The 24826-nt window shown below is 55.7% G+C and carries 22 protein-coding genes; 16 read left to right on the forward strand and 6 right to left on the reverse strand.

The window, feature by feature from the left end; genetic code table 11:
• Positions 1-13: 13 nt before the first annotated feature.
• The gene (gene fes / locus AAE045_RS21055; RefSeq protein ID WP_455549356.1) at positions 14-1228 is read right to left on the reverse strand and encodes an enterochelin esterase; all 1215 of its coding nucleotides are present in this window, start codon (positions 1226-1228) and stop codon (positions 14-16) included.
• Positions 1229-1505: 277 nt separating this feature from the next.
• Between fes and AAE045_RS21060 the strand changes: the two genes are divergently transcribed.
• From AAE045_RS21060 to AAE045_RS21080, 5 genes are all read left to right on the forward strand, one after another.
• A complete protein-coding gene (locus AAE045_RS21060) occupies positions 1506-3764 on the forward strand; it encodes a TonB-dependent siderophore receptor (protein ID WP_455549357.1) in 2259 nt (752 codons plus the stop codon).
• A 70-nt stretch (positions 3765-3834) separates the two neighbouring features.
• Positions 3835-4509, forward strand: a complete 675-nt coding sequence (entD, locus tag AAE045_RS21065; RefSeq protein ID WP_455549358.1) for an enterobactin synthase subunit EntD — start codon at positions 3835-3837, stop codon at positions 4507-4509.
• Positions 4510-4615: 106 nt separating this feature from the next.
• Positions 4616-5959 (forward strand): NADP-specific glutamate dehydrogenase, encoded by a 1344-nt coding sequence (gene gdhA / locus AAE045_RS21070; RefSeq protein WP_455549359.1) that lies wholly within the window; start codon positions 4616-4618, stop codon positions 5957-5959.
• A 287-nt stretch (positions 5960-6246) separates the two neighbouring features.
• Entirely contained in the window at positions 6247-6609 is a 363-nt protein-coding gene (locus AAE045_RS21075) for a DUF4156 domain-containing protein (protein ID WP_455549360.1), read from the forward strand.
• Positions 6610-6744: 135 nt separating this feature from the next.
• On the forward strand, positions 6745-7905 hold the full coding sequence (locus tag AAE045_RS21080; RefSeq protein ID WP_455549361.1) for a pyridoxal phosphate-dependent aminotransferase: 1161 nt from the start codon (positions 6745-6747) through the stop codon (positions 7903-7905).
• 80 nt (positions 7906-7985) lie between these two features.
• On the opposite strand, the gene opgB is transcribed toward AAE045_RS21080, so the two are convergent.
• A complete protein-coding gene (gene opgB, locus AAE045_RS21085) occupies positions 7986-10244 on the reverse strand; it encodes a phosphatidylglycerol--membrane-oligosaccharide glycerophosphotransferase (protein ID WP_455549388.1) in 2259 nt (752 codons plus the stop codon).
• Between the two features lie 453 nt (positions 10245-10697).
• On the opposite strand from opgB, the gene ahpC reads away from it, so the two are divergent.
• Positions 10698-11261, forward strand: a complete 564-nt coding sequence (ahpC, locus tag AAE045_RS21090) for an alkyl hydroperoxide reductase subunit C (protein ID WP_455549362.1) — start codon at positions 10698-10700, stop codon at positions 11259-11261.
• A 113-nt stretch (positions 11262-11374) separates the two neighbouring features.
• Positions 11375-12940, forward strand: coding sequence for an alkyl hydroperoxide reductase subunit F (gene ahpF / locus AAE045_RS21095; RefSeq protein ID WP_455549389.1), 1566 nt, complete (start codon positions 11375-11377; stop codon positions 12938-12940).
• Positions 12941-13088: 148 nt separating this feature from the next.
• Here ahpF and cysS read toward each other — a convergent pair whose 3' ends face one another.
• Positions 13089-14477 carry a cysteine--tRNA ligase gene (gene cysS / locus AAE045_RS21100; protein WP_455549363.1) on the reverse strand — a complete coding sequence of 463 codons (1389 nt, stop codon included), beginning with the start codon at positions 14475-14477 and terminating at the stop codon, positions 13089-13091.
• 177 nt (positions 14478-14654) lie between these two features.
• Between cysS and ppiB the strand changes: the two genes are divergently transcribed.
• From ppiB to mnmH, 5 genes are all read left to right on the forward strand, one after another.
• On the forward strand, positions 14655-15149 hold the full coding sequence (ppiB, locus tag AAE045_RS21105) for a peptidylprolyl isomerase B (RefSeq protein WP_455549364.1): 495 nt from the start codon (positions 14655-14657) through the stop codon (positions 15147-15149).
• Positions 15150-15159: 10 nt separating this feature from the next.
• Positions 15160-15879, forward strand: a complete 720-nt coding sequence (gene lpxH / locus AAE045_RS21110) for a UDP-2,3-diacylglucosamine diphosphatase (protein WP_455549365.1) — start codon at positions 15160-15162, stop codon at positions 15877-15879.
• 140 nt (positions 15880-16019) lie between these two features.
• On the forward strand, positions 16020-16529 hold the full coding sequence (gene purE, locus AAE045_RS21115; RefSeq protein ID WP_455549366.1) for a 5-(carboxyamino)imidazole ribonucleotide mutase: 510 nt from the start codon (positions 16020-16022) through the stop codon (positions 16527-16529).
• Positions 16526-17596 (forward strand): 5-(carboxyamino)imidazole ribonucleotide synthase, encoded by a 1071-nt coding sequence (gene purK, locus AAE045_RS21120; RefSeq protein ID WP_455549367.1) that lies wholly within the window; start codon positions 16526-16528, stop codon positions 17594-17596. Before purE ends, purK begins: the two co-directional genes overlap by 4 nt.
• Before the next feature lie 115 nt (positions 17597-17711).
• Positions 17712-18809, forward strand: coding sequence for a tRNA 2-selenouridine(34) synthase MnmH (gene mnmH / locus AAE045_RS21125; protein WP_455549368.1), 1098 nt, complete (start codon positions 17712-17714; stop codon positions 18807-18809).
• Between the two features lie 78 nt (positions 18810-18887).
• Here the strand turns inward: mnmH and AAE045_RS21130 are convergent, their stop codons facing one another.
• Positions 18888-19787 (reverse strand): LysR family transcriptional regulator, encoded by a 900-nt coding sequence (locus tag AAE045_RS21130; protein WP_455549369.1) that lies wholly within the window; start codon positions 19785-19787, stop codon positions 18888-18890.
• Between the two features lie 140 nt (positions 19788-19927).
• On the opposite strand from AAE045_RS21130, the gene AAE045_RS21135 reads away from it, so the two are divergent.
• The 4 genes from AAE045_RS21135 (at position 19928) to AAE045_RS21150 (ending at position 22698) form a co-directional block, all read left to right on the forward strand.
• On the forward strand, positions 19928-20488 hold the full coding sequence (locus AAE045_RS21135) for an NAD(P)H-dependent oxidoreductase (RefSeq protein WP_455549370.1): 561 nt from the start codon (positions 19928-19930) through the stop codon (positions 20486-20488).
• 27 nt (positions 20489-20515) lie between these two features.
• Positions 20516-20794, forward strand: coding sequence for a YciI family protein (locus AAE045_RS21140; protein ID WP_455549371.1), 279 nt, complete (start codon positions 20516-20518; stop codon positions 20792-20794).
• Positions 20795-20836: 42 nt separating this feature from the next.
• Complete coding sequence (locus AAE045_RS21145; protein ID WP_455549390.1) at positions 20837-21865, forward strand: aldo/keto reductase; 1029 nt, start codon at positions 20837-20839, stop codon at positions 21863-21865.
• A 104-nt stretch (positions 21866-21969) separates the two neighbouring features.
• Positions 21970-22698, forward strand: a complete 729-nt coding sequence (locus AAE045_RS21150) for an antibiotic biosynthesis monooxygenase (protein WP_455549372.1) — start codon at positions 21970-21972, stop codon at positions 22696-22698.
• 44 nt (positions 22699-22742) lie between these two features.
• Here AAE045_RS21150 and AAE045_RS21155 read toward each other — a convergent pair whose 3' ends face one another.
• Both AAE045_RS21155 and AAE045_RS21160 read right to left on the reverse strand, forming a co-directional pair.
• Positions 22743-23273 (reverse strand): hypothetical protein, encoded by a 531-nt coding sequence (locus AAE045_RS21155; RefSeq protein ID WP_455549373.1) that lies wholly within the window; start codon positions 23271-23273, stop codon positions 22743-22745.
• Positions 23274-23527: 254 nt separating this feature from the next.
• Complete coding sequence (locus AAE045_RS21160) at positions 23528-24622, reverse strand: porin (protein ID WP_455549391.1); 1095 nt, start codon at positions 24620-24622, stop codon at positions 23528-23530.
• Positions 24623-24826 lie beyond the last annotated feature (204 nt).

The following is a 24826-nucleotide window of genomic DNA, read 5'->3' on the forward strand; positions in this document are numbered from 1 at the left end:
CTTACTCCTGTCTTTAAGCGCTCTGCCAGAGCCAGCTAAGCCCGTCAATCAGGCCGCCGCGCCAGCAAAGCGCATCGTGTCCGCCGTCAACCTGACGCCAGAAAACAGCCTGCTGCGTTTGTTGTAGTAAGGGATACAGGTTCTGATTGACCTGATAAATTAGCGGCTCGCGGAAGCCCGCCTCAAGATAAATGCGCAGCGGCTCAGGTTTTATCGTGCCGTCTGCCAGCTGCCTGATGAGCAGCCCGTCCTGCGCCTGCGGATCGCGCTTCGGCCACCAGTAAGAGCCGGACTGGCTGAGGACGCAGCCAAAGGTCTCGGGCCAGTGCAGCCCGGCGTACATGGCCGACAGCCCGCCGAAGCTCTGCCCCGCCACGACGGTGGTTTGCGGATCCTGGCGCCAGCAGGTCTTTTCCCGCAGCTGCGGCAGAAGCTCTTCCTGCACGGCAAGCCAGAAATCAGGGTTGCAGGGCAGCTCTTTGCTGCGGTGCTGGATGTCGATGACGTCAATCAGTACATACACCGCTTCGGGCAGCTCACCCGCGTTAGTTTGCGCCTGTAGCGCGGGCCAGACCGGCAGGCTTTCCGCCCAGAATTGACCATCAAGGAGAATGGCCAGCGGGCGCTCATCCGGCTTGTTTTCGCCCGTTGTGAATACCCAGACGCGACGCTGATTGCCCAGCCGTTTACTATGCCAGGTGATGCATTGCGGAGTTTGCCACTCCTTCGCCGGGTTGTCCCAGCCGGCCTGCACCGGCGAATCCGGCAGATGGAGAGCGGATACCGGGTGCCCACGCCCGCCCTTCCAGCTGTCCGGGTTCAGCGGGTCGGCAATCGCCTGCGGCAGCAGTTTGCGCCAGCCTTCGCGCAGCGCGGTACGGTCGGCCCGAAAGCCCTCGAAGGCCGCCGCCGGGAAATCTTCTTCGCTGGCTGAGGGTATAAGGCAGTAGGTGCCGCGCCACTGCGAGCCGAGCTGCGTTTGCCACTGCCAGACGTCGGTGCCGGGCAGGCGCGTCAGGGACTGCGGCTGCGAGCGCTGGTGGTGGTCCGTTACGCCGGTGATGTAAATCCACACGCGTTTAATGTCAGAGGCATTTTCGTCTCCGGCAGGATCGCGCCACCAGAAGGTGACCGAGCAGCTTCCCGGTTCCCCGCTGGTCACGGTTGGTCCCCCTTCCCGCGATTTTTCCTGCCACCACGCTTCACTTCCCGGCTCTATTCTCGACACCAATTCATAACCCCATGTTATCAATGGAATATTACTCATAACCCTGAAATATTCTGATAATACTATTGATAATTATTTGCATTTGCAATAGCGTATTCGCGCTCTGTGAGCTACGGCTTCTGAGCTAAAACAATAAGTTGCCGAATTGCAGGGATAATGCTGCTTTTTTGTTTCAGCATTAGCACGCGGTATCGGTTTCACTCACGGACATCCATGCTGCACTCCGGCCCTCTGGGCAAGGAAAACGCGGAGCTCAGCGGAAAAGCAGGCCGCCAAAATGAATAAGAAGATCCAGTATTCCCTTGCGATGCTCATCAACATGGGAATTTACAGCGCCGCGCTCCCCGCGCTTGCTGAAGAAAACACAGCCGACGATAAAGAAACTGCCCAAACGCCCGTCCAGGAAGACACCGTCGTGGTGACCGCCGCCCAGCAAAACCTGCAGGCCCCGGGCGTGTCGACCATCACCGCTGACGAACTGAAAAAGCGCCCGCCCGCACGCGACATTTCTGAGCTTGTCCGCACCATGCCCGGCGTGAACCTCACCGGCAACTCCACCAGCGGCCAGCGCGGCAACGGTCGCCAGATTGATATTCGCGGCATGGGCCCTGAAAACACCCTGATTCTGATCGACGGTAAGCCGGTGACCAGCCGTAACTCCGTGCGTCTGGGCTGGCGCGGCGAACGTGATACCCGTGGCGATGCGAGCTGGGTACCGCCGGAAATGGTCGAGCGCATCGAAGTGATCCGTGGCCCGGCAGCGGCCCGCTATGGCAACGGCGCGGCGGGCGGCGTGGTGAATATCATCACCAAAAAAGGCGGTAACGAGTGGCACGGCACCTGGAACACCTATCTCAACGCCCCCGAGCACAAAGACGAAGGCTCCACCAAGCGCACCAACTTCAGCCTCAACGGCCCGCTGGGCGGGGACTTCAGCTTCCGCCTGTACGGTAACCTGGATAAAACTCAGGCCGACGCCTGGGACATTAACCAGGGCCACCAGTCCGAGCGCACGGGGATTTATGCCGATACGCTGCCCGCCGGTCGTGAAGGCGTGATTAACAAAGACATAAACGGCGTGGTGCGCTGGGACTTCGCGCCGATGCAGTCCCTCGAGCTGGAGGCGGGCTACAGCCGCCAGGGCAACCTCTATTCCGGCGACACCCAGAACACCAATACCAACAAAATCGTGCAGGATAACTACGGTAACGAGACCAACCGCCTCTACCGCCAGACCTACTCCCTGACCTGGAACGGCGGCTGGGATAACGGCCTGACCACCACCAACTGGGTGCAGTACGAGCACACCCGCAACTCGCGCATGCAGGAAGGGCTGGCGGGCGGCACCGAAGGGATTTTCGCCAGCGACAAGTTTAAGGATATCGACCTGAGCGACGTGCTGCTGCACAGCGAAGTGAACATCCCAATAGATTTCGTGGTGAACCAGAACCTGACGCTGGGCACCGAGTGGAACCAGCAGCGCATGAAGGATCAGACCTCCAACGGCCAGACCTTTATGGGCGGGGCTATTCCGGGTTACGACAGCACCGGCCGCAGCCCGTATACCCAGGCGGAGATCTTCTCTCTGTTTGCCGAAGACAACATGGAGCTGACCGACAGCACCATGCTGACGCCGGGCCTGCGCTTCGATCATCACAGCATCGTCGGCGACAACTGGAGCCCGTCCCTGAACCTTTCCCAGGGCCTTGGCGACGACTTCACCCTGAAAATGGGCATCGCCCGCGCCTATAAAGCGCCGAGCCTGTACCAGACCAACCCAAACTACATTCTCTACAGCAAGGGCCAGGGCTGCTACGCCAGCGGTACGGGCGTCGGCTGCTACATGATGGGTAACGAAGACCTGAAGGCGGAGACCAGCGTCAACAAAGAGATCGGCCTTGAGTTCAAGCATGAAGGCTGGCTGGCCGGGGTGACCTGGTTCCGCAACGACTACAAAGACAAGATCGAAGCGGGCTACTCGCCGGTAGGCCAGACCTCCTCCGGAGCAACCAAAACGGATATCTATAAGTGGGACAACATCCCGAAAGCCGTTGTTGAAGGGCTGGAGGGCACGCTGAACGTCCCGGTAAGCGACGCCGTCAGCTGGTCGAACAACCTGACCTACATGCTGCAAAGTAAAAACAAGGAGACCGGCGAGCGCCTGTCCGTCATTCCTGAGTACACGCTGAACTCCACGCTGAGCTGGCAGATCCGTCAGGATATCTCCGTGCAGTCGACCTTCACCTGGTACGGCAAGCAGCAGCCGAAGAAATACAACTACAAGGGCCAGCCGGCGACCGGTTCAGAAACCAACGAGGTTAGCCCGTACAGCATCGTCGGCCTGAGCGGCACCTGGGACGCCACCAAAAACGTCAGCGTAACGACGGGCATCGACAACCTGTTCGATAAGCGTCACTGGCGCGCGGGTAATGCCCAGACTACCGGCGGCAACACGGGTTATATGTACGGCGCGGGTGCCGAAACCTATAACGAATCCGGCCGGACTTACTATGTAAGCCTGAATACGCACTTCTGATTGCGTAACGCTGGCGCTTTTCCGCAGGATGGAAAAGCGCCGGTGTCTTCCACCGTTATAAGCGACCAACATGATCTGTCAGCTAACCCATTTCGATTTTCCCACTACCTCGCAGCGCGTCTACCGCGTGGATTTCGACGCCTCAACTTTTCATCCTGACGATCTGCTTTGCTTACCGCACCGCGAGCGGCTTTGCGGGGCCGTCACCAGGCGCCGGGCGGAACATCTGGCGGGAAGAATGGCCGCCTGCGAAGCGCTGAGTTTTCAGGGAATAAAAGACTTTGTGCCCGGCATCGGGCTGCACCGTGCGCCATGCTGGCCGCCGGGTTTTACCGGCAGCATCACCCACACGGGCAACGTTGCGCTGGCAACGGTGATTCAGGAGCGCGAGGGGGAACTTTGCGGCGTGGGCATTGATATCGAGGTCATAATGAATGCTTATGACGCGCAGAATATCGCCGAGGGCGTGGTTAACCCCGCCGAGCGGGAATTACTGCACGGTTGCGGCCTCCCCTTCCCCACGGCGCTGACATTATCGTTTTCCGCTAAAGAGAGTTTATTTAAGGCGCTGTACCGCCACGTCGGCCGCTATTTTGATTTTTCCGCTGCGGAAGTTATTAAGATCGCTGAGCCGCAGATTGCCCTGAGGCTTGTTTCTCCGCTTGGGCCATTCCGCGAAGGGGACACCTTCAGCGTGAGCTGGAATAGTGACGGGGAGCAATTAACCACGCTAATACGCCTCTAAAGATAATAAAAATAAATCGCTTGCCGCCACGTCATAAGTGAATGTTATAGTCAAAAAACAACCAACAAACACAATATAACAACCTCTGACGACAAGGAGTTCCCCTATGGCGAACACGGTTTCCCTCGAACAGTTTTTATCTTCCGTCCAGCAGCGCGACCCGCATCAACCCGAATTCTCCCAGGCCGTACGCGAAGTGATGACGACGCTGTGGCCCTTCCTGGAACAAAATCCACAGTATCGACGTTCAGCCCTGCTGGAGCGCCTTGTCGAACCGGAGCGCGTGATCCAGTTTCGCGTTGCCTGGGTGGACGACAGCAATCAGGTGCAGGTTAACCGCGCCTGGCGCGTGCAGTTCAGCTCGGCCATCGGGCCATTTAAGGGCGGCATGCGCTTCCACCCGTCGGTTAACCTCTCCATCCTCAAGTTCCTGGGCTTCGAGCAGACCTTCAAAAACGCCCTCACCACCCTGCCGATGGGCGGCGGCAAAGGCGGCAGCGACTTTAATCCGAAGGGGAAAAGCGAAGGCGAAATCATGCGCTTCTGCCAGGCGCTGATGACCGAGCTGTATCGTCATCTGGGGCCGGACACCGACGTTCCGGCAGGGGATATTGGCGTGGGCGGCCGCGAAGTGGGCTTTATGGCGGGCATGATGAAAAAGCTCTCCAACAATACCGCCTGCGTGTTTACCGGCAAGGGGCTGTCGTTTGGCGGCAGCCTGATCCGCCCGGAAGCCACCGGCTACGGCCTGATCTACTTCACGGATGCGATGCTGCAGCGCCACGGGCTGGGCTTTGAAGGCATGCGCGTGGCGGTGTCCGGCTCCGGCAACGTCGCGCAGTACGCCATTGAAAAAGCGATGTCGCTTGGCGCGCGGGTGATTACCGCTTCGGATTCAAACGGTACCGTAGTGGACGAAGCGGGCTTCACCCCGGAAAAACTTGCCCGCCTGTGCGAAATCAAAGCCAGCCGCGACGGTCGCGTAGCGGACTATGCGCGCGAATTTGGCCTGACGTATCTGGAAGGCCAGCGGCCGTGGAGCGTACCGGTAGATATCGCCCTGCCGTGCGCCACCCAGAATGAGCTGGATGCAGAAGCCGCCCGCGTGCTGATTGCCAACGGCGTGAAGGCGGTGGCGGAAGGGGCCAATATGCCAACGACCATCGAAGCGACGGACCTGTTCCTGGAGGCCGGAGTGCTGTTCGCGCCGGGTAAAGCAGCAAACGCCGGTGGCGTGGCGACGTCGGGCCTGGAGATGGCGCAGAACGCCGCGCGCTACGGCTGGAAAGCAGAGAAAGTGGATATCCGCCTGCACCACATCATGCTGGATATTCATGAAGCCTGCGTAAACTACGGCGGCGAAGGCAGGCAGACGCACTACGTGCGCGGAGCCAATATTGCCGGTTTCGTCAAAGTCGCCGATGCAATGCTTGGCCAGGGCGTACTTTAATATTTAATGGCGCGCTGCTAATACAGCGCGCCATAATAATTATTCTGCGAATGAATTTATTCACCAATAAATAACAACCCGGCTTTAATTCCTTCATTAAATATGCGAGATAAATATACGATTAAACGCCCTTTCTAAACGTAGCATCAACGCCAATCGGGAAACTCTTTTTTTGTCCGCTTAATAATCTTATTTTAAGACTTCTCTCGTAGGGTAAATCCCACACCTCGTTATTCTTTTACGCGGTCATTATTTATTTAACCTGAATTATATTATCCGGAAAGACGATGAAAAAGCTCACCCTGATTACGCTGGCAATTCTGCTGGCCGGCTGCAGTGCCCATAATTTAAACCCGCAGGCGCAGCGCGTCCGCGTCACGAATAATGAGCCGGGCAAAGAATGTAAATTCCTCGGCGATATTACCGGCAGCCAGGGCAACTTCTTTACCGGCGGCTGGACGTCGAACAGCAACCTGGAAACGGGCGCGCGCAACGACCTGAAAAATCAGGCCGCAAATATGGGCGGCAACGTGGTATCCATTATCACCCAGCGCGCAGGCCAGACGGGCAGCATGTACGACGGTTCGGGCAGCAGCGAGCAGACCAACGTGACGCTGACCGGCAACGTTTATCGCTGCCCGGAGGCATAAGGGTTTCTGCCCTCTCTCTGGGAGGGTAAGCCTCGCTATAACCTTATAGTTTAGCCGTCTAAGCGTCTTGATTGCCAAATCTTAACGTCATGCTATAGTCCCAGGCATTACCTGCATCACGTTAAGGTCGCTTAAATGACTCAGAAGGCTTTGATTCCCGAGAGCAAACTCCCCGCTCTTGGTACCACCATTTTCACGCAAATGAGCGCGCTGGCCGCTCAGCACCAGGCGATTAACCTCTCCCAGGGCTTTCCTGACTTCGATGGCCCAGCGCTGTTGCAGGAGCGCCTCGCCTGGCACGTTGCAAACGGTGCCAACCAGTACGCCCCGATGACGGGCGTACAAGCGCTGCGGGAGGCTATTGTGGATAAAACCGCCGAGCTTTATGGCTACCGCCCTGACGCGAACACGGATATTACCGTCACCGCCGGAGCGACGGAGGCGCTGTATGCAGCCATTACCGCCCTCGTCCGCCCCGGCGACGAGGTTATCTGCTTTGACCCAAGCTATGACAGCTATGCCCCGGCGGTGGCGCTGTCCGGCGGCGTGGTGAAACGAATTGCCCTGCAACCGCCGCAGTTTCGCGTTGACTGGCAGGCGTTTACCGCCCTGCTTAGCCCGCGTACCCGCCTGGTGATCCTCAATACGCCCCACAATCCTTCCGCGACGGTCTGGCAGAAAAGCGATTTTGCCGCGCTCTGGCAGGCCATTGCACAACATGAAATCTATGTGCTGAGCGATGAAGTTTATGAGCACATCTGTTTTGCCGACGAGGGTCACGCCAGCGTGCTTGCCCATCCGCAGCTGCGCGAGCGGGCGGTAGCCGTCTCATCCTTTGGCAAGACGTTCCACATGACGGGCTGGAAGATAGGTTACAGCGTAGCCCCGGCGGCGCTGAGCGCGGAAATCCGCAAGGTGCATCAGTATCTGACCTTCGCCGTGAATACCCCCGCACAGCTCGCCATTGCCGATATGCTGCGCGCTCAGCCGGGGCACTATCGGGAACTGCCAGATTTTTACCGCACGCGGCGTGACCGTTTTATTCAGGCGCTGGCAAGCAGCCGCTTTGAGATCCTGCCGTGCGAAGGTACCTACTTCCTGCTGGCGGACTACAGCGCGATATCCGATCTGGACGACGTGAGTTTCTGTCAGTGGCTGACGAAAGAGGTGGGCGTGGCGGCAATCCCGCTATCGGTGTTCTGCGCCGACCCGTTCCCACATAAATTGATTCGACTCTGTTTTGCGAAGCAGGAAGCGACGCTGGATGCGGCGGCGGAGCGGTTGTGTCGTCTTTGACTGTGCGCCCTCACCTTCGCCTACGGGAGCCGTTTGCTCCCTCTCCCCTTTAAGGAGAGGGCTGGGGTGAGGGGTAATGTTTAAGCAGCAGGCACCACTTTTATATCCTCCATGCCGATCCCCAGCTTACGCGGTTCATGGCCGAGAATATTGCCCTCGTTAGAGAGCTGCGGCTCCGGCGGGACGATTTCCAGCGTCGCGCTGCGTTCCGGGTTTTCAAAGTGCAGCGTAGTAGTGCTCAGCTCCGCGCCGAGCGTCAGCGTTTGCTGCTGGCTACCCACTTTTACCGGCACCGGCTTGCCCACGTTCGGGCCGAAGGCTTTGGCGGTGATCACCAGATCGAACTTCTCCGGCAGCGGCCCGGCGTATTCAATTTTAACCTCCGGCGCCAGGTTGGCGTTCGACCAGCGCCCCCAGGCCTCCGGACGTGATATCCCAGTGAAGTGCTTCACGTTTGACGGCGCGCCCGGCACGCTGAAGATAAAGCTGTCGGCCTGATAGCGGATGGCATTTTCATCCACTTTCAGCGTCGCCACGCTCTGGTTAAAGCGGTCTTTATCAAGCTTTTCATCCACAAACTTCACCGGCTGGGTGTCCTGCTCACCCTCCACCAGATGCACCGTCGGCCTGCCGCCCAGCTGCCCTTGCGACACACAAAGCCCGGTAGACAGCGCCAGTTTTGGCTCCCACAGGCGGGCCATCTTGAAGCAGCGGTCAACCCAGATAAACTTATCTTTCACCGAGAAGTCAGCCAGCTGATAGCGCAGCGGCGCGGAGTATTCGCTTTCCGGCAGCGGCTCGATTTTATTGTCCGTAATGCGCAGCAGCAGCGGCATCTTGAAGTGCGCGCCGGAGTAGCTGAAGGTGTTTTTCTTCTGGTCGATGGCGTATTCGGTAATGGTTTTCGGGAAGTTCCACAGGTCGATGACGTCCGGCTTCCAGGCGATGATTTTCTCTTTGATGTTCAGGAACACCGAGGAGAGCGATTCGCCGGAGAGGCTGCTGCGCCCGAGGCCGAGATAGTTATCGCCGCCCAGAATATCCAGCACCGTCGCGCCGTTATCCATGGTGCTGCGTTTTACCGGGATCAGCTTCTGCTGCGGCTTATCGCCACGGATCACGAAGAACAGGTTATCCCGCTCGTGCTTATTGAGATACTTGTAAGCCGTATTGTTCATCGCCAGGTGGTCGGAGGAAACCACAATCACCGTGTTTTTAAAGTACGGCGAGGCCTTAATTTTCTCGATCAGCGCCGCAATATGCTCCTGGCTACAGGCCACCGCGCTGAAGGACTGGTTAACCTTGCCGTCGAACTCATAGCTCCGGCGCTTACAGGTTTTAGAGATAAAGCCGTCCGGATGGTGGGTATCTACCGTCAGCGTAAACAGCGAGAAACGCTTGTTCGACTTTGAAAGCTCGATGTATTTCTCAAAAACTTCATCCAGAACGGTATCGTCATAGTAGCCCCAGTTATTTTTATAGCTCGGGTCCGCCACCAGGCTTTTCAGCTCCTGGGCGCCGTACATGTTGTCGAAGCCGTGGGACTGTAAGAAGACGTCTTTGCCCGCAAAGCGCAGATCCGCCCCCTGCATGAAGTAGTTCTCGTATCCCGAGGCTTTGAGGATGTCACCCAGGCAGACGTTCTTCGGGAAGAAGCTCGACATAGACGCCGATGAGTTGCCCTCAAACGGCGCAAACAGCGGGATACCGCACTGGGAAGCGACCATCCCGGCGATGGTGTAGTCCGTGCCCGGCAGCTGCATGGTATGGCTGAAATCCAGCCCCGAATCTTTCAGGCTGGTTAACTCCGGGGCAAGATCGGGATAGAGCTCCGGCTGGAAATAGGTGCGCTCTAGGCTTTCGCCGTAGATATAGACCAGGTTCAGCTTAGGATTGTTAATAACGCCGTGCGGCACCTTGTAGTATGCATCAAAGTCGGAGTCCCCGGTGCGGGTCTGGGATTTCACCAGCTCAACCACCTGGCGAAACGCCGATGAGGCATCCACCGAGGCCAGCGCCAGCACCATGGCCAGCAGGCTGTAGCCAAAATGGTGCGGATGATTTTTACGGCGGCGCAGTATCCAGGTCAGCATGCCAAAAATAAGCACCAGCCCGAGCGCAACGCCCACGCCGGGAAGAACATACTTGCCGATGCCCGCGCCCGTCAGGCTGCTGGTCAGGGTATAAAGCACCGCGTCGTTGATGCCGTCGCCGGTAAAATAGTTACTGGCCACCAGCGTCACGTTCAGAATGATATAAAGAGTCAGAATCAGCAGAATAGAGCTAAACCACCAGATGTTTCTTCCGGCTTTCACGGCATATACAGCGATCGCTGCCACAAACAACGTAATTGAAAGCAATTCTGACAACGCCTGTTCCTCGATAAATTAGCTGCGCACGCGGCGCCCCGCCTGCCGCAGAGGGATTCTGCGCGCTCAATCTAGCCCTGAACGATGAGCGTTGCAATTTGTCTGTCACAAAACTGTGCTGTATTTCGGAATTGTGCGCACTGGCTCGATAATAGGAAAAATCTATTGCAACCATCGTTACTACAATTGCCGGTGAGATTGACCCTGTTAGCGCTTCGGTGCTGTAATCCCGCCGCTGTTATGATTTTTTAAAGTGGAATTGTAACGCGCAACTTGAAGAGGCCACCCTGGCAACCGGGTGGCCTTTTTTCATGGCTGCGTTTCGCTGTAAGGAAATACTTATTGATTCGATAAAACCTACCCATTAGAGACATTCGTCCCTCTTCGGTATCTTTCTCCCATCGCAAAACGGAGGAAGTACAGATGTCTTTAATTAATACAAAAATCAAACCATTCAAAAACAGCGCTTTTAAAAACGGTGAGTTCATCGAAGTAACCGAGCAGGACGTAGAAGGCCGCTGGAGCGTCTTCTTCTTCTATCCGGCTGACTTTACCTTTGTCTGCCCAACCGAACTGGGCGACGTAGCGGACCATTACGAAGAGTTCCAGAAGCTGGGCGTGGATATCTACTCCGTCTCTACCGACACCCACTTCACCCACAAAGCCTGGCACGGCAGCTCTGACACCATCGCCAAAATCAAATACGCGATGATCGGCGACCCGACCGGCGCGCTGACCCGCAACTTCGAAAACATGCGTGAAGATGAAGGCCTGGCGGATCGCGGCACCTTTATCGTTGACCCGCAGGGCATCATTCAGGCTATCGAAGTTACCGCCGAAGGCATTGGCCGCGACGCATCTGACCTGCTGCGTAAGGTGAAGGCTGCTCAGTACGTGGCTTCCCACCCAGGCGAAGTTTGCCCGGCCAAGTGGAAAGAAGGCGAAGCGACGCTGGCTCCATCCCTGGACCTGGTCGGTAAAATCTAACGGCTTCACATTTTCCCCGGCGGGTTAGCTCCCGCCGTTTTACCGGAAGGTGGATGGCGCTTTCGCTTATTCACCCTGCGGGTTTCGCTTTTTGCCACCAGGGAGATTACCCCATGCTCGACAACAATATGAAAACCCAGCTCAAGGCCTACCTTGAGAGATTAACCAAACCTGTTGAGTTAATTGCCACGCTGGATGACGGCGCAAAATCATCCGAAGTAAAGGAACTGCTGGCAGAGATCGCGGAATTATCTGACAAAGTCACTTTCAGCATTAATAACGATCTGCCGGTACGTAAACCGTCGTTTTTAATTACCAACCCAGGCTCCGACAAGGGTCCGCGCTTCGCCGGTTCCCCGCTCGGCCACGAATTTACCTCTCTGGTTCTTGCCCTGCTGCAGACCGGGGGACACCCGTCGAAAGAGTCTCAGGATCTGCTCGATCAGATCCGCGACATCGACGGCGATTTCCATTTTGAAACCTATTATTCGCTCTCCTGCCACAACTGCCCGGACGTGGTGCAGGCGCTGAACCTGATGAGCGTGCTTAACCCGCGCATCATCCATACGGCGATTGACGGCGGCGTTTACCAGCATGAAATCCAGGAGCGCAACGTGATGGGCGTGCCTGCGGTTTACCTGAACGGCAAGGAGTTCGGCCAGGGCCGCATGACGCTTGCTGAAATCGTCGGCAAAATTGACACCGGCGCTGAAAAACGCGCGGCAGAAGCGCTGAACAAGCGCGAAGCTTACGACGTGCTGATTGTCGGCAGCGGCCCTGCGGGCGCGGCGGCGGCGGTTTACTCTGCGCGTAAAGGCATTCGTACCGGGCTGATGGGCGAGCGCTTCGGCGGCCAGGTGCTGGATACGGTCGACATCGAAAACTATATTTCCGTGCCGAAAACGGAAGGCCAGAAGCTGGCGGGCGCCCTGAAGGCGCACGTGGACGACTACGATGTGGACGTTATCGACACCCAAAGCGCCAGCAGGCTGATCCCCGCGCAGGTCGAAGGCGGTTTACATCAGATCCAGACGGCTTCCGGCGCAACCCTCAGCGCGCGCAGCATCATCATCGCCACCGGTGCCAAATGGCGCAACATGAACGTGCCGGGTGAAGATCAGTACCGCACCAAAGGCGTGACCTACTGCCCGCACTGCGACGGCCCGCTGTTTAAAGGCAAGCGCGTTGCGGTGATCGGCGGCGGTAACTCCGGCGTAGAGGCGGCCATCGATCTGGCTGGCATCGTCGAGCACGTGACGCTGCTGGAGTTTGCCCCAGAGATGAAGGCCGACCAGGTGTTGCAGAATAAAGTCCGCAGCCTGACCAACGTCGACATCATCCTTAATGCGCAAACGCTGGAAGTAAAAGGCGACGGCTTGAAGGTGACCGGTTTGCAGTATAAGGATCGCGTTTCAGACGCCGTTCACGATATCGCGCTGTCCGGCATTTTCGTGCAGATCGGCCTGCTGCCAAATACCAGCTGGCTGGAAGGCAGCGTTGAACGCAACCGCATGGGTGAAATTATCATTGATGCGAAATGCGAAACCACCGTGAAAGGCGTGTTTGCAGCGGGCGATTGTACGACAGTGCCGTATAAGCAGATTATTATCGCGACCGGCGAAGGGGCCAAAGCATCGTTAAGCGCGTTTGATTATTTGATTCGTACGCCGATTTTGTAGGATGGCGGTGTCGGATGACGCTGCGCTTATCCGACCTACGGAACTACGGAACTGCGCTCTGATTTTGTGATTGTAGGGTGGATAAGCGCCAGCGCCATCCACCATTGATGACTAAACCACCTGCCACGCAGGTGGTTTTTTTATTGCCTTACTTTCTACGCCAGGTCGTGCCCTGCGCACCGTCTTCCAGCACGATCCCCATCTCGTTGAGACGGTCGCGCGCCTGGTCCGCCAGCGCCCAGTCTTTTGATTTACGGGCATCGTTACGCTGTTTGATCAGCGCTTCAATTTCGGCCACTTCCCCGTCGTCCGCCTGCGCGCCGCTTTGCAGGAAGGCTTCCGGCTCCTGCTCCAGCAGGCCGAGAACCGCAGAGAGCTTGCGCAGCGCCGCTGCCAGGCCGTTCGCCGCCGCCATATCTTCCGTTTTCAGGCGGTTCACTTCACGCGCCATATCGAACAGCGCCGAGTAGGCTTCAGGCGTGTTGAAGTCGTCGTCCATTGCTTCACGGAAACGGGCTTCAAACGCTTCGCCACCGGCTGGCTGCGCCGTGCTGTCCGTTCCGCGCAGGGCAGTATAGAGGCGCTCCAGTGAAGTACGAGCCTGTTTCAGGTTCTCTTCGCTGTAGTTGAGCTGGCTGCGGTAGTGGCCGGACATCAGGAAGTAGCGGATGGTTTCGGCATCGTAATACTTCAGCACGTCGCGCACGGTGAAGAAGTTGCCCAGCGATTTGGACATTTTCTCGCGGTCGACCATCACCATCCCGGAGTGCATCCAGGTGTTAACGTACTCGCCGCCGTGGGCGCAGGTGGACTGGGCGATTTCGTTTTCATGGTGCGGGAACATCAGATCCGAGCCGCCGCCGTGAATATCGAAATGATTCCCCAGCTCTTTGCAGTTCATCGCCGAACATTCGATGTGCCAGCCCGGACGGCCTTCGCCCCACGGGGACGGCCAGCTCGGCTCACCCGGCTTGGACATTTTCCACAGCACGAAGTCCATCGGGTTACGCTTCACGTTCGCTTCAACCTCAACGCGTGCGCCCGCCTGGAGCTGGTCCAGATCCTGACGGGAGAGCTTGCCGTAATCCGCATCGGTGGTGACAGAGAACATCACGTCGCCGTTGGCCGCCACATAGGCATGATTGCGGGCGATAAGCTGCTCAACGATTTCGATGATTTCAGGAATGTGTTTAGTGGCGCGCGGCTCGCTGTCCGGACGCAGGATGTTCAGCGCGTCGAAATCAGCGTGCATTTCGGTGACCATGCGGTCGACCAGCGCCACGAAATCTTCGCCGTTTTCATGGGCGCGCTTGATAATTTTGTCATCGATATCGGTGATATTGCGTACATACTTCAGCTTATAGCCGAGGAAACGCAGGTAGCGCGCCACCACGTCGAACGCTACAAAGGTGCGGCCGTGGCCGATATGACAGAGGTCGTAAACGGTGATACCACACACGTACATGCCGACTTCCCCGGCATGAATGGGTTTGAATTCCTCTTTCTGGCGACTCAGGGTATTAAATATTTTTAACATCAGGGGATTCCATATCTGCGTGTGTAGTCGAAATTTGACTATATGTTACCTCAAAATTCCACCGGTAAGCAGTACGCTTTGCAAGGTGATGATCATGTTGAGTTATGCTATAACAACCACCTTGTGTGGCGGCACCGTCTGCCGGAACACTGTCTGACTAAATATAGGATGCACAGCATGGTTACTTTTCACACTAATCACGGTGATATCGTCATCAAAACCTTCGACGATAAGGCACCGATCACCGTTAAAAACTTCATGGATTACTGTCGCGAAGGCTACTACGACAACACCATTTTCCACCGTGTGATCAACGGCTTTATGATCCAGGGCGGCGGTTTTGAGCCTGGCATGAAGCAGAAAGAAACCAAAGACACCATTCAGAACGAAGCGAACAACGGCCTGAAAAACACCCGTGGTACGCTGGCAATGGCCCGTACCCAGGCGCCACACTCCGCAAGCTCCCAGTTCTTTATCAACGTGGCTGATAACGACTTCCTGAACTTCAGCAGCGAAAGCATGCAGGGTTGGGGCTACTGCGTATTTGCAGAAGTGGCAGAAGGCATGGACGTGGTTGATAAAATCAAAGGCGTTTCCACCGGCCGCAGCGGCATGCACCAGGACGTTCCTAAAGAAGACGTTATCGTAACCAGCGTCACCGTCAGCGAGTAATTCGCTCACGATGATTCTGTTTATTGCAGATTTACATCTCTGCTCAGAAGAACCGGCGATAACCGCCGGTTTTCTGCGATTTCTGGCCGGTACGGCGCGGGAAGCCCAGGCGCTGTACATCCTCGGTGACCTGTTTGAAGCATGGATTGGCGACGACGATCCGGAGCCGCTTCATCAGGAAATTGCATTAGCGATCAAAGCATTGGTTGACTCCGGCGTGCCCTGCTACTTCATTCACGGCAACCGAGATTTTCTTCTGGGCAGGCGCTTCGCCCGCCAGAGCGGCATGACGCTGTTACCTGAAGAAAAAGTCCTCGACCTGTATGGCCGCAAAATGCTGATCCTGCACGGCGACACGCTGTGTACGGACGACCACGGCTATCAGGCGTTTCGCAAAAAAGTGCATCAGCCCTGGCTGCAATGGCTGTTCCTGGCCCTGCCGCTGTTTATCCGTAAACGCGTTGCCGCCCGGATGCGCGCCGGGAGCAAATCTGCCAACAGCACTAAGTCCATGGCCATCATGGATGTGAACCAGCATGCCGTTGTTGACGCCCTCACCCGCCACCGCGTGCAGTGGATGATCCACGGCCATACCCATCGCCCCGAAATCCACACGCTTCAGGCAAACGGCGAAGCCGCGTTTCGCTGCGTGCTGGGTGCCTGGCATACGCATGGCTCGATGATCAAAGTCACCGCCGAAGACGTCGAACTGATCCCTTTCGATTTTTAAGCAAAACCCCCGCTTTTCGCCGATTTGTTAACCACGCAACCGTTTTCCTGGCCTTGTGTTCATGATATTCTCTCAACCCTTCTGACCGACCGTACGAGCCGTTCGGTGATGTTTGCACACCCACAGGAGTTTTGAGACGCATGTCCTCCAACCAGACCCCGGCGCGTATCGCCATTGTCATGGGTTCCAAAAGTGACTGGGCCACCATGCAGTTTGCCGCAGAAATCCTCACCGCCCTGGATGTTCCACACCATGTTGAAGTCGTCTCCGCGCACCGCACGCCGGACAAGCTGTTCAGCTTTGCCGAGCAGGCTGAAAGCAACGGCTTTGAGGTGATTATTGCGGGCGCGGGCGGGGCTGCACATCTGCCCGGCATGCTGGCGGCGAAAACGCTGGTGCCGGTGCTGGGCGTACCGGTGCAAAGCGCGGCGTTGAGCGGCGTCGACAGTCTCTACTCCATCGTACAGATGCCTCGCGGCATTCCGGTTGGCACCCTCGCCATTGGCAAAGCGGGCGCGGCTAATGCGGCCCTGCTGGCGGCGCAGATTCTGGCGCTGCACGACAAGGCCCTGCATCAGCGCCTGGCCGACTGGCGCAGCGCGCAGACTGACGAAGTGCTGGAAAACCCGGATCCACGGAGCGACGCATGAAACGTGTCTGCGTATTAGGCAACGGCCAGCTGGGCAGAATGCTGCGCCAGGCGGGCGAGCCGCTGGGTATTGCGGTCTATCCGGTTGGTCTGGACGCCGAGCCGGAAGCGGTGCCTTTCGCCCAGAGCGTGATCACCGCAGAGATCGAACGCTGGCCCGAGACGGCGCTAACCCGTGAGCTGGCGCGGCATAACGCTTTTGTTAACCGCGATGTGTTTCCGGTAATCGCCGACCGCCTCACGCAAAAGCAGCTGTTCGATAAGCTGGAGCTGGCAACCGCGCCGTGGCAGCTTCTCTCCAGCCGCGACCAGTGGTCTGGCGTATTCAAAGATCTGGGCGAGCTGGCGATTGTGAAGCGTCGCGTGGGCGGCTACGACGGACGCGGCCAGTGGCGTTTACGCGACTTTGAAACGGATCAGCTGCCGGACGACTGCTACGGCGAATGCATTGTTGAGCAGGGCATTAATTTCTCCGGTGAGGTTTCGCTGGTCGGCGCGCGCGGCCACGACGGCAGCACGGTGTTTTATCCGCTGACCCACAACCTGCATCAGGACGGCATTTTACGCACCAGCGTGGCCTTCCCGCACGCCAATGCGGAGCAGCAGAACCAGGCCGAAACCATGCTCAGCGCCATCATGCACGAGCTGAAGTATGTCGGCGTAATGGCGATGGAGTGCTTTATTACGCCTGCCGGGCTGCTCATCAACGAGCTGGCCCCGCGCGTGCACAACAGCGGCCACTGGACGCAGAACGGCGCGTCCATCAGCCAGTTTGAGCTGCACCTGCGCGCCATTGTCGATCTGCCGCTGCCGCAGCCGGTGGTCAACGCGCCGTCGGTGATGATTAACCTCATCGGCACGGATCTGAACTACGCCTGGCTGAAGCTGCCGCTGGTGCATCTGCACTGGTACGACAAAGACGTGCGCCCCGGCCGCAAAGTGGGCCACCTCAACCTGAACGACAGCGATACCGACAGGCTCGGCGCCTCGCTGGAAGCGCTTGTGCCGCTGCTACCGGCGGATTACGCGAGCGGCATTGCCTGGGCGCAGAACAAGCTGAGCAGGTAGATTTACACTTTTACAGGGCGCACCGCCGCCCTGTCGCATTTTCCCCTCTTTCTTTTCTATGCTCACAGGCGCACAATCCCCGACGTTTCGCCCCCATTCGCTTTAAGGTCAATGCATGCACAACGCCCGTCCCAATACCCAACATTACGAACATCTGCTGCGCAGCGATACTCCGCTTATCGACGTGCGCGCGCCGGTTGAATTTGCCCAGGGGGCGATGCCCGCCGCGCTGAATTTACCGCTGATGTCCGATGATGAGCGTGTTGCCGTGGGCACCTGCTACAAACAGCGCGGCCAGCAGGCAGCGGTCGAGCTGGGCCACAGCCTGGTGAAAGGTGAAATCCGCGAAGCCCGCCTGCAAAAATGGCTGGAGCAGTGCCGACAAAACCCGGACGGTTATCTTTGCTGTGCCAGAGGCGGCATGCGCTCCCATCTGGTTCAGCAGTGGCTTAAAGAAGCTGGCGTTGATTATCCGCTGGTCGAAGGCGGCTACAAGGCGCTGCGCCACTTTGCCATGCAGGCCATTGAAGAGCGCTCCCGCTGGCCGATGGTGCTGGTAAGCGGCAACACCGGCTGCGGCAAAACGATACTGATCCGCTCTTTGCCCGCCGGGGTCGATCTTGAAGGGCTGGCGCACCACCGCGGCTCGTCGTTTGGCCGCACCATTGTCGAACAGCCTTCGCAGACCTGCTTTGAAAACAACCTCGCCGTTACCCTTATCAAGAAAAGCAACGCCGAGCCTGTGCCGCTGGTGATTGAGGATGAAGGGCGCATGATTGGCTCCCGCCACATTCCCGAAGCCTTCAGGGAGCAGATGACCCAGGCGAAGATTGTAGTGATAGAAGATCCGTTTGAGGTCCGTCTGGAAAGGCTGAAATACGAATATTTCCAGCAGATGAGCGAGGCGTTTTTATCGGTTAAAGATGAAGAAACCGCGTGGAAAGAGTACGGAGAATACCTGCACCACGGGCTGTTCGCCATCCGCCGCCGTCTGGGGCTTGAGCGCTATTCCCAGTTCACGGGATACCTTGACACCGCGCTGGAAACGCAGCGGAAAACAGGTTCATGCGACGGGCATCTGGCCTGGCTGTCCCCGCTGCTGGAAGAGTATTACGACCCGATGTACCGCTACCAGCTAAGCAAAAAAGCCGGACAGATCGTCTTCCGCGGGGATTACCAGCAGGTTGAGGGCTGGCTGCGGGAGAGAACCTGATTCGGCTTGTCTCCTGGGCATAAAAGCTTCATTCTTAAGTTCTGATAAATAGCCTCGCTCGCCAGGTAAAGGCGACGGCTATCGCTCTGTTTTCTTAATCAAAAAGTCAATCAGCGCTTTAACTCGCTTTGCCTTGCCGGTGCTTTTTAAATAGTAGAGATAGACCGGTGGATAGGTTTTCCAGTAAGGCATCATGACCGGAATAAACTGCTCTTTGTCGGGCTGTAAGTTATACACTGGCTCGAACATCCTTCCTATTCCCAGCCCGCTGCGCATGGCATCGGCCATAACATCAATATCATTACTGATAAGCTGTCCGGGCATTTCAACGGTCAGTTGCTCACCTTGATTTTCCAGCACCAGCGGGAGGATGCGGTTATTGGTGATAAAGCGATAACCGATGAGCTGATGCTGGTGCAGGTCCGTTGGCAGTTCGGGCGTACCGTGTTCTGCAAGATAACCTGCCGATGCATACAAACCTTCACGAAACGGTTTCATCAGCTGGCGAGCCACAACGCTCTTTTCCAGGATATCGCCAAAACGAATGCCCAAATCAAAACGTTCATCAATCATGTTCACGGTGCCGTCATAAACGGATATCTCAAGCTGTATTTTGGGATAGCTTTGGCAAAACTCCGCCATAAAGGGCTTCAGTATGAGCAGGTAAGCAAAGCGAGAGAGCGTAATCCTCACCAGTCCTGACGGTTCCTGATTCAGATCTTTTATGCTTTCTACCGCACTTTCCAGCGACTCAACGGCCTGAGACGTCTGTTGCAACAGCTGTTCCCCGGCATCTGTCAATTCAATACGCCTCGTGGTGCGTACAAAAAGCGGATGGCCAATGTGCTGCTCCAGAAGTTTTAATGCTTTGCTCACGGAAGGTGGCGTTATCTCTAGCTGCCTCGCCGCCGAGGTAATACTGCCTTCACGAGCGATGCTCTGGAAAATACGAATTTGGTTGTAAATGACATTGTTCATGGCGTCACCCCAGGAGGAAAACAGCGCCAGATTATTAGCTCTCAGCTAAGAGTGCATTATCCATTGCTGCCCTAAAAAACAGAATCAGGGTTGTTTATACTCATATCCAGTTGAACAAGCCACTGTTAAGGAAGCCAAAAATGCAAAATGTGCTGATTATTTCAGGTCATCCTAATATTAATGAGTCCATTGGCAATGCCACGATCCTGGGCGAAGTCGCAAAAGCGCTACCCGAGGCCGAAATTCGCTTTCTTGATGCGCTGTACCCGAACTACCAAATTAACGTGGCGCAGGAGCAGGAAGCCTTACTCAACGCCGATGTGATCGTCTGGCAGTTCCCTTTTTCCTGGTATTCAGTACCTGGGTTAATGAAGTTATGGATTGATAAGGTCTTAGTCCACGGCTTTGCACATGGCTCAACCGCAAAGTTAGGGGGCAAAAAGCTGATTATTTCCTTTACTGCCGGAGCTCCCGAGAGCCTGTATACCCCTGAGGGGTTGTTCGGTCACGACATACAGCATTACATGGCGCAGTTTGCCACCACAGCAGCGCTGTGCAATCTGGAATTGCTGCCCCCCGTTCATACCTTTGGTATCAGCTATGCGGGACGCGATGAAGCGATAATTCGTGAACAAAAAATCATGGCAAAAGATCATGCTGAGCGCCTGATTACCGCAATTAAAAAAATGCTGCGGCTTTGAAAATTGCCGTATAGAAAAGGGGTAAAAATGTATCTCATAAATATATCGGTAAATGATGATATTGATCCTGAGCAGCATGAAGCGCTTTTCTCGCGTCATGCCAGCTGGTTTCAGCACTATTTCAACACCGGTCAGTTTGTTCTCATCGGTCCCTATACGGACCGTGAAAGAGCAGGCGTGGTTATTGCTCAGGTTGAAAGCCGTGAAGAGCTGGAGGCGATCCTGAGAGAAGATGCGTATTACCCAAGTCTTGCTCAATATGAGATTCGTGAATTTATCCCGAAAATGGTAGGGAACTGGCAATAAAAGCCACCGCTATTTTTATCAAAAGGGGGTCAGGAGATGAGTATGCAATATATAAACCTGGGGCGAAGCGGCCTGAAAGTCTCGCGACTGTGTCTGGGATGCATGAGTTACGGCGAACCGGAACGCCTTCCTCAGCCGTGGTCGCTTGATGAAAATGCTTCGCGGCCGCTGATTCGTCAGGCATTAGAGGCCGGGATTAATTTTTTTGATACGGCAAATATTTATTCTGGTGGAAGCTCTGAAGAAATTGTTGGCCGTGCGCTGCGTGATATGGCGTATCGGGATGAAATCGTCGTCGCCACTAAGGCCTTTTTCCCATGGCGTAATTCGCCAAACACCGGTTTTTTATCGCGTAAATCATTATTTCAGGCTATCGATGACAGCCTGATCCGGCTCGGTATGGATTATGTGGATCTGTATCAAATTCACCGTTTCGATCACGGCACGCCCGTTGAGGAAACAATGGAAGCACTTCACGATCTCGTGAAAGCCGGTAAAGTTCGTTATATCGGTGCATCCTCAATGGAAGCCTGGCGTTTTGCGAAAATGCAGCATGTTGCCGAGCGAAACGGCTGGACGCGCTTCGTCTCTATGCAACCGCAATACAATTTATTGTACCGCGAAGAAGAGCGGGAAATGCTGCCGCTATGTGAGGATCAGGGCGTGGGTGTAATTCCCTGGAGCCCGATGGCGCGCGGTAGGCTGACGCGAGACTGGAATGAAACCACCACCCGAACGCAGAACGACGCTTTTGCGCTGAAAATGTACGAAAATGCTGCGCAGCAGGACCAGAAAGTGGTTGAGGTTGTGGCGCAGCTTGCCGCCGGGCGAGGCGTTCCACGTGCGCATGTAGCGCTTGCATGGCTCCTGTCTAAATCTGTGATTACTGCACCGATAGTCGGTGCCACAAAAGCGGAGCATCTCTCCACCGCAGTGGATGCGCTTAGCCTGACATTATCGAAGGAAGAAATTGCAGCGCTGGAGGCTCCATACGTTCCTCATGTTGTTGATGGCATCGTACCGCCACTGCCTGAAAACCCACCGGGGCTTTCCCCTCTACGAGTTAAGTAGAGTAGTCGAATGCGACGAATATAGAGGATGGAGATGGCGCGGTTGACGCGCCTTTTCAGGATTATTCACTCAACATCTTATCCTGTTGAAAAGAGAGGTCGTCTGTGAAAACCGGAATATCTTTATCAGTTTCATTGGCTTTAAGCTGTTCTGCCGTTGCGCAGGCGCAGAAAGTCTCGGGTCCACCCGTCTTCAATATTTTCGAACTAGCCATTAAGCACGATAAAAAAATTGCCTACGACAGCCTGGCTGAGAAGACTATTAGTACTTCGGTAATGGGGGAATCCGGGACCCTGGCAATGTATTCAGCTAAAAATAAAATGAACCCGTCAGCAGTTTATATGTTTGAAATTTATGCTGACGGTGGCGCTTACGACAAACATCTCGGATCTATGAGCTATAAAGAATTTTTACGCAATTCACCTTATATTCTGCAAACGAGTCTGAAACGTAAAATTGTTGTCGTGCCGCAACTCTTAGTCGATAAAAAAATAGTTCAGAGCAACAAGACGATAAATAACTTCGTTATTGTTGATGTTAAACCAGCGTATGGGCAGGCTTTTCGCCAAATTGTTTTACCTGAAATGGCACAATCGATAAAAAAAGAGGTGGGTGTGCTGGCAATGTATGCCGCTACCGATAAAGCCAACCCAGGCCGCTGGTATTTCTATGAAATATACGCAAGCGAAGAGGCTTATCAGGCCCACCGCTTGACTCCCCATTTTAAAGAATATATTGAGAAGACGGCAGAAATGACGACATATAAAGAAGCCGTTGCTATAGAGCCCGGCTTACTCATGAATAAAGGCGGCCTGGATTATGGAATTGAGTGAGTTTCGACCCACCCGGCAAGAGGGGTTGCGATCTCAGTCCGAACTCAGTGAACGCCTGGCAAAGCTTCGCCCTCGATCGTTTTAAGCTCGCCCGCGGTGCGAATAAAGCGCGGGGCTTTTAAATCTTCGCTGAGAAACGCGATCATCTCGTAGAGGATCCCGATCATCTGTTCTCTTTGTTCCGGCTGCTCCTGATTATTCAGCAGGACGATGGTTAACGCCTCGCTGTATTCGCAGAGGGTTTCGGGATCTGTGGTCAGCGGGGTTCGGCAATCGCTGGTATCGCCTTCTTTTAGCGTCAGGCTTTCGATTAAGCGATCCGGCAAGGGTGCCTTCAGCGCGCTTTTTAGTATCTGCAGCCCGGCATACAGGCGGCCGCACAGCGCCATACATTCAGTGTGATTATCGTTCGCGAGTAAACCATCCGCATAGTCCAGGCAAATATCCAGCGCCTGGAAGAGATCCATTGCCGCACCCTGCGGTTTTTTTAGCAGGGTTGCGATGCTCTCCGCAAATGCTGGCTGCTCGGGGGTGATTTCAGGGCGAGTCTGTGTGTTACCATCGGCGTTAGCCATAGCGTTAACCTCTTTAACGTTTGTGGTTAGCCCTCGTCTGGTGTTGCTGCACCTTTCGGGGGCGTTTCTTTTTCAGGCTTATTTAATGCCTGGCTGCCCGATAAATACTCTATTGGCACTGGATAAGTCAACAGTAAAACTGGGGTTGATAGGGGGGGCATTTGCAAACTTCGAGGCGGCTCGCAGGCTTGATGAAAAGGTCTCTGGAATTGCAGTTTTCGGCGGGTAAATCTGCTTTACCCGCCCTGGCTTGATTAGAAGTCGTAGCGCAGACGCACCAGGTTCATGTCGCCCAGATCGTCGGTGCTGGAGGTGAACACGTGTTCGTAATCCACGCGGAAACCGTAGTCCAGCTGGAAGCTGACGCCCAGGCCGTTATCGATACGCTGGTAGTTACGCCCGTTGATGTATTCGATACGGTCGCCCATGAAGTAAGGCTGTACGGTTTTCAGCGCGTACTGGCCAACCGGGATGGTGTAGCCCGCGAAGTACTCCACGCCCCACGCGTCGCCCGCGAAGTAGTCGTTCACGTCCACTTTTTTGGTGGTCATGAAGTTCTGGTACCAGCCGCCGCCCACGCTGAACGTCCATGCATCTGGTTTCCAGCTCAGCGCCGTACCCAGGATGTTCTGGTCGTAGGTTTTGCTGTCGCTGTTGCCGGGGTTACGCATTTCGGCGCGGGTGTAGTTCCACGCCGTACCCCAGGTCAGATCCTTGCTCAGGTGATAATCCACGCCCAGCGAGCCGCCGCCTTTACGCTTGTAGCGCAGGCCGTTGCCCGGCAGGTATTCGCCGTCGTCGAACAGGTAAGAGGCGTAAACATCGGCATCGCCGAAGGTGTTTTTATATTTGAGCATTTTGCGGGAGCGGTAGGAGCCGTCGTAGTCGCCGTTGATGCCGTTGCCCGGCGCCTGGCCTATCATGTCGTAGTCCCAGATATCCGTTTTCGCCCCGACCACGTCGTAATAAATACTGTTTTGCTGGCCGAAGGTCAGCTGGCCCCAGGTTTTGCTTTTCAGGCCGGTATAAAGCATGCGGCGGGAGGTGTCGTTGGCGCCTTCCGCATAGTGGCTATCCCAGTCAAATAACGCCGGAATATTAACGCCCAGTTCGTAATAGCTTATCCAGCTAATATCATCGAACAGATAATAGTCTGCCGCAAAGCGGAAGCGCGTCCCGCCGTCGAAGCCGTTGCGTTTATAAGAGCCTTTGTCGCCGTCGCCGGACATCATGTTGAACTGCGGACGAATACTGCCGCCGACGGTGAAGTTCAGGCGGCTTAGCGGATCGCCTGCCTGCGGATCCTGCTTTATTAAGGTGATTTCAGCGTTAGCGGCGAACGAAGCCATGCCCAAAAGGAGCCCAGCCCCCACCAGCCGTGGAAGAGTGTGTAATTTAGTTTTCATCAGTGAACCCTGGTAACAAGTTTTTTTATAAGCGTCAAAATATTACCGCTTATTTACGCCGCCGGGTTCCGTAATTTTTAATGTTTCGTGCGCTTAAACCAGGTGATTTTCTTAATACCTATTACAAAAACAAATGAAAACCATCTA

The organism is Dryocola clanedunensis (genome assembly GCF_038405435.1).
GTDB lineage: Bacteria > Pseudomonadota > Gammaproteobacteria > Enterobacterales > Enterobacteriaceae > Dryocola > Dryocola clanedunensis_A.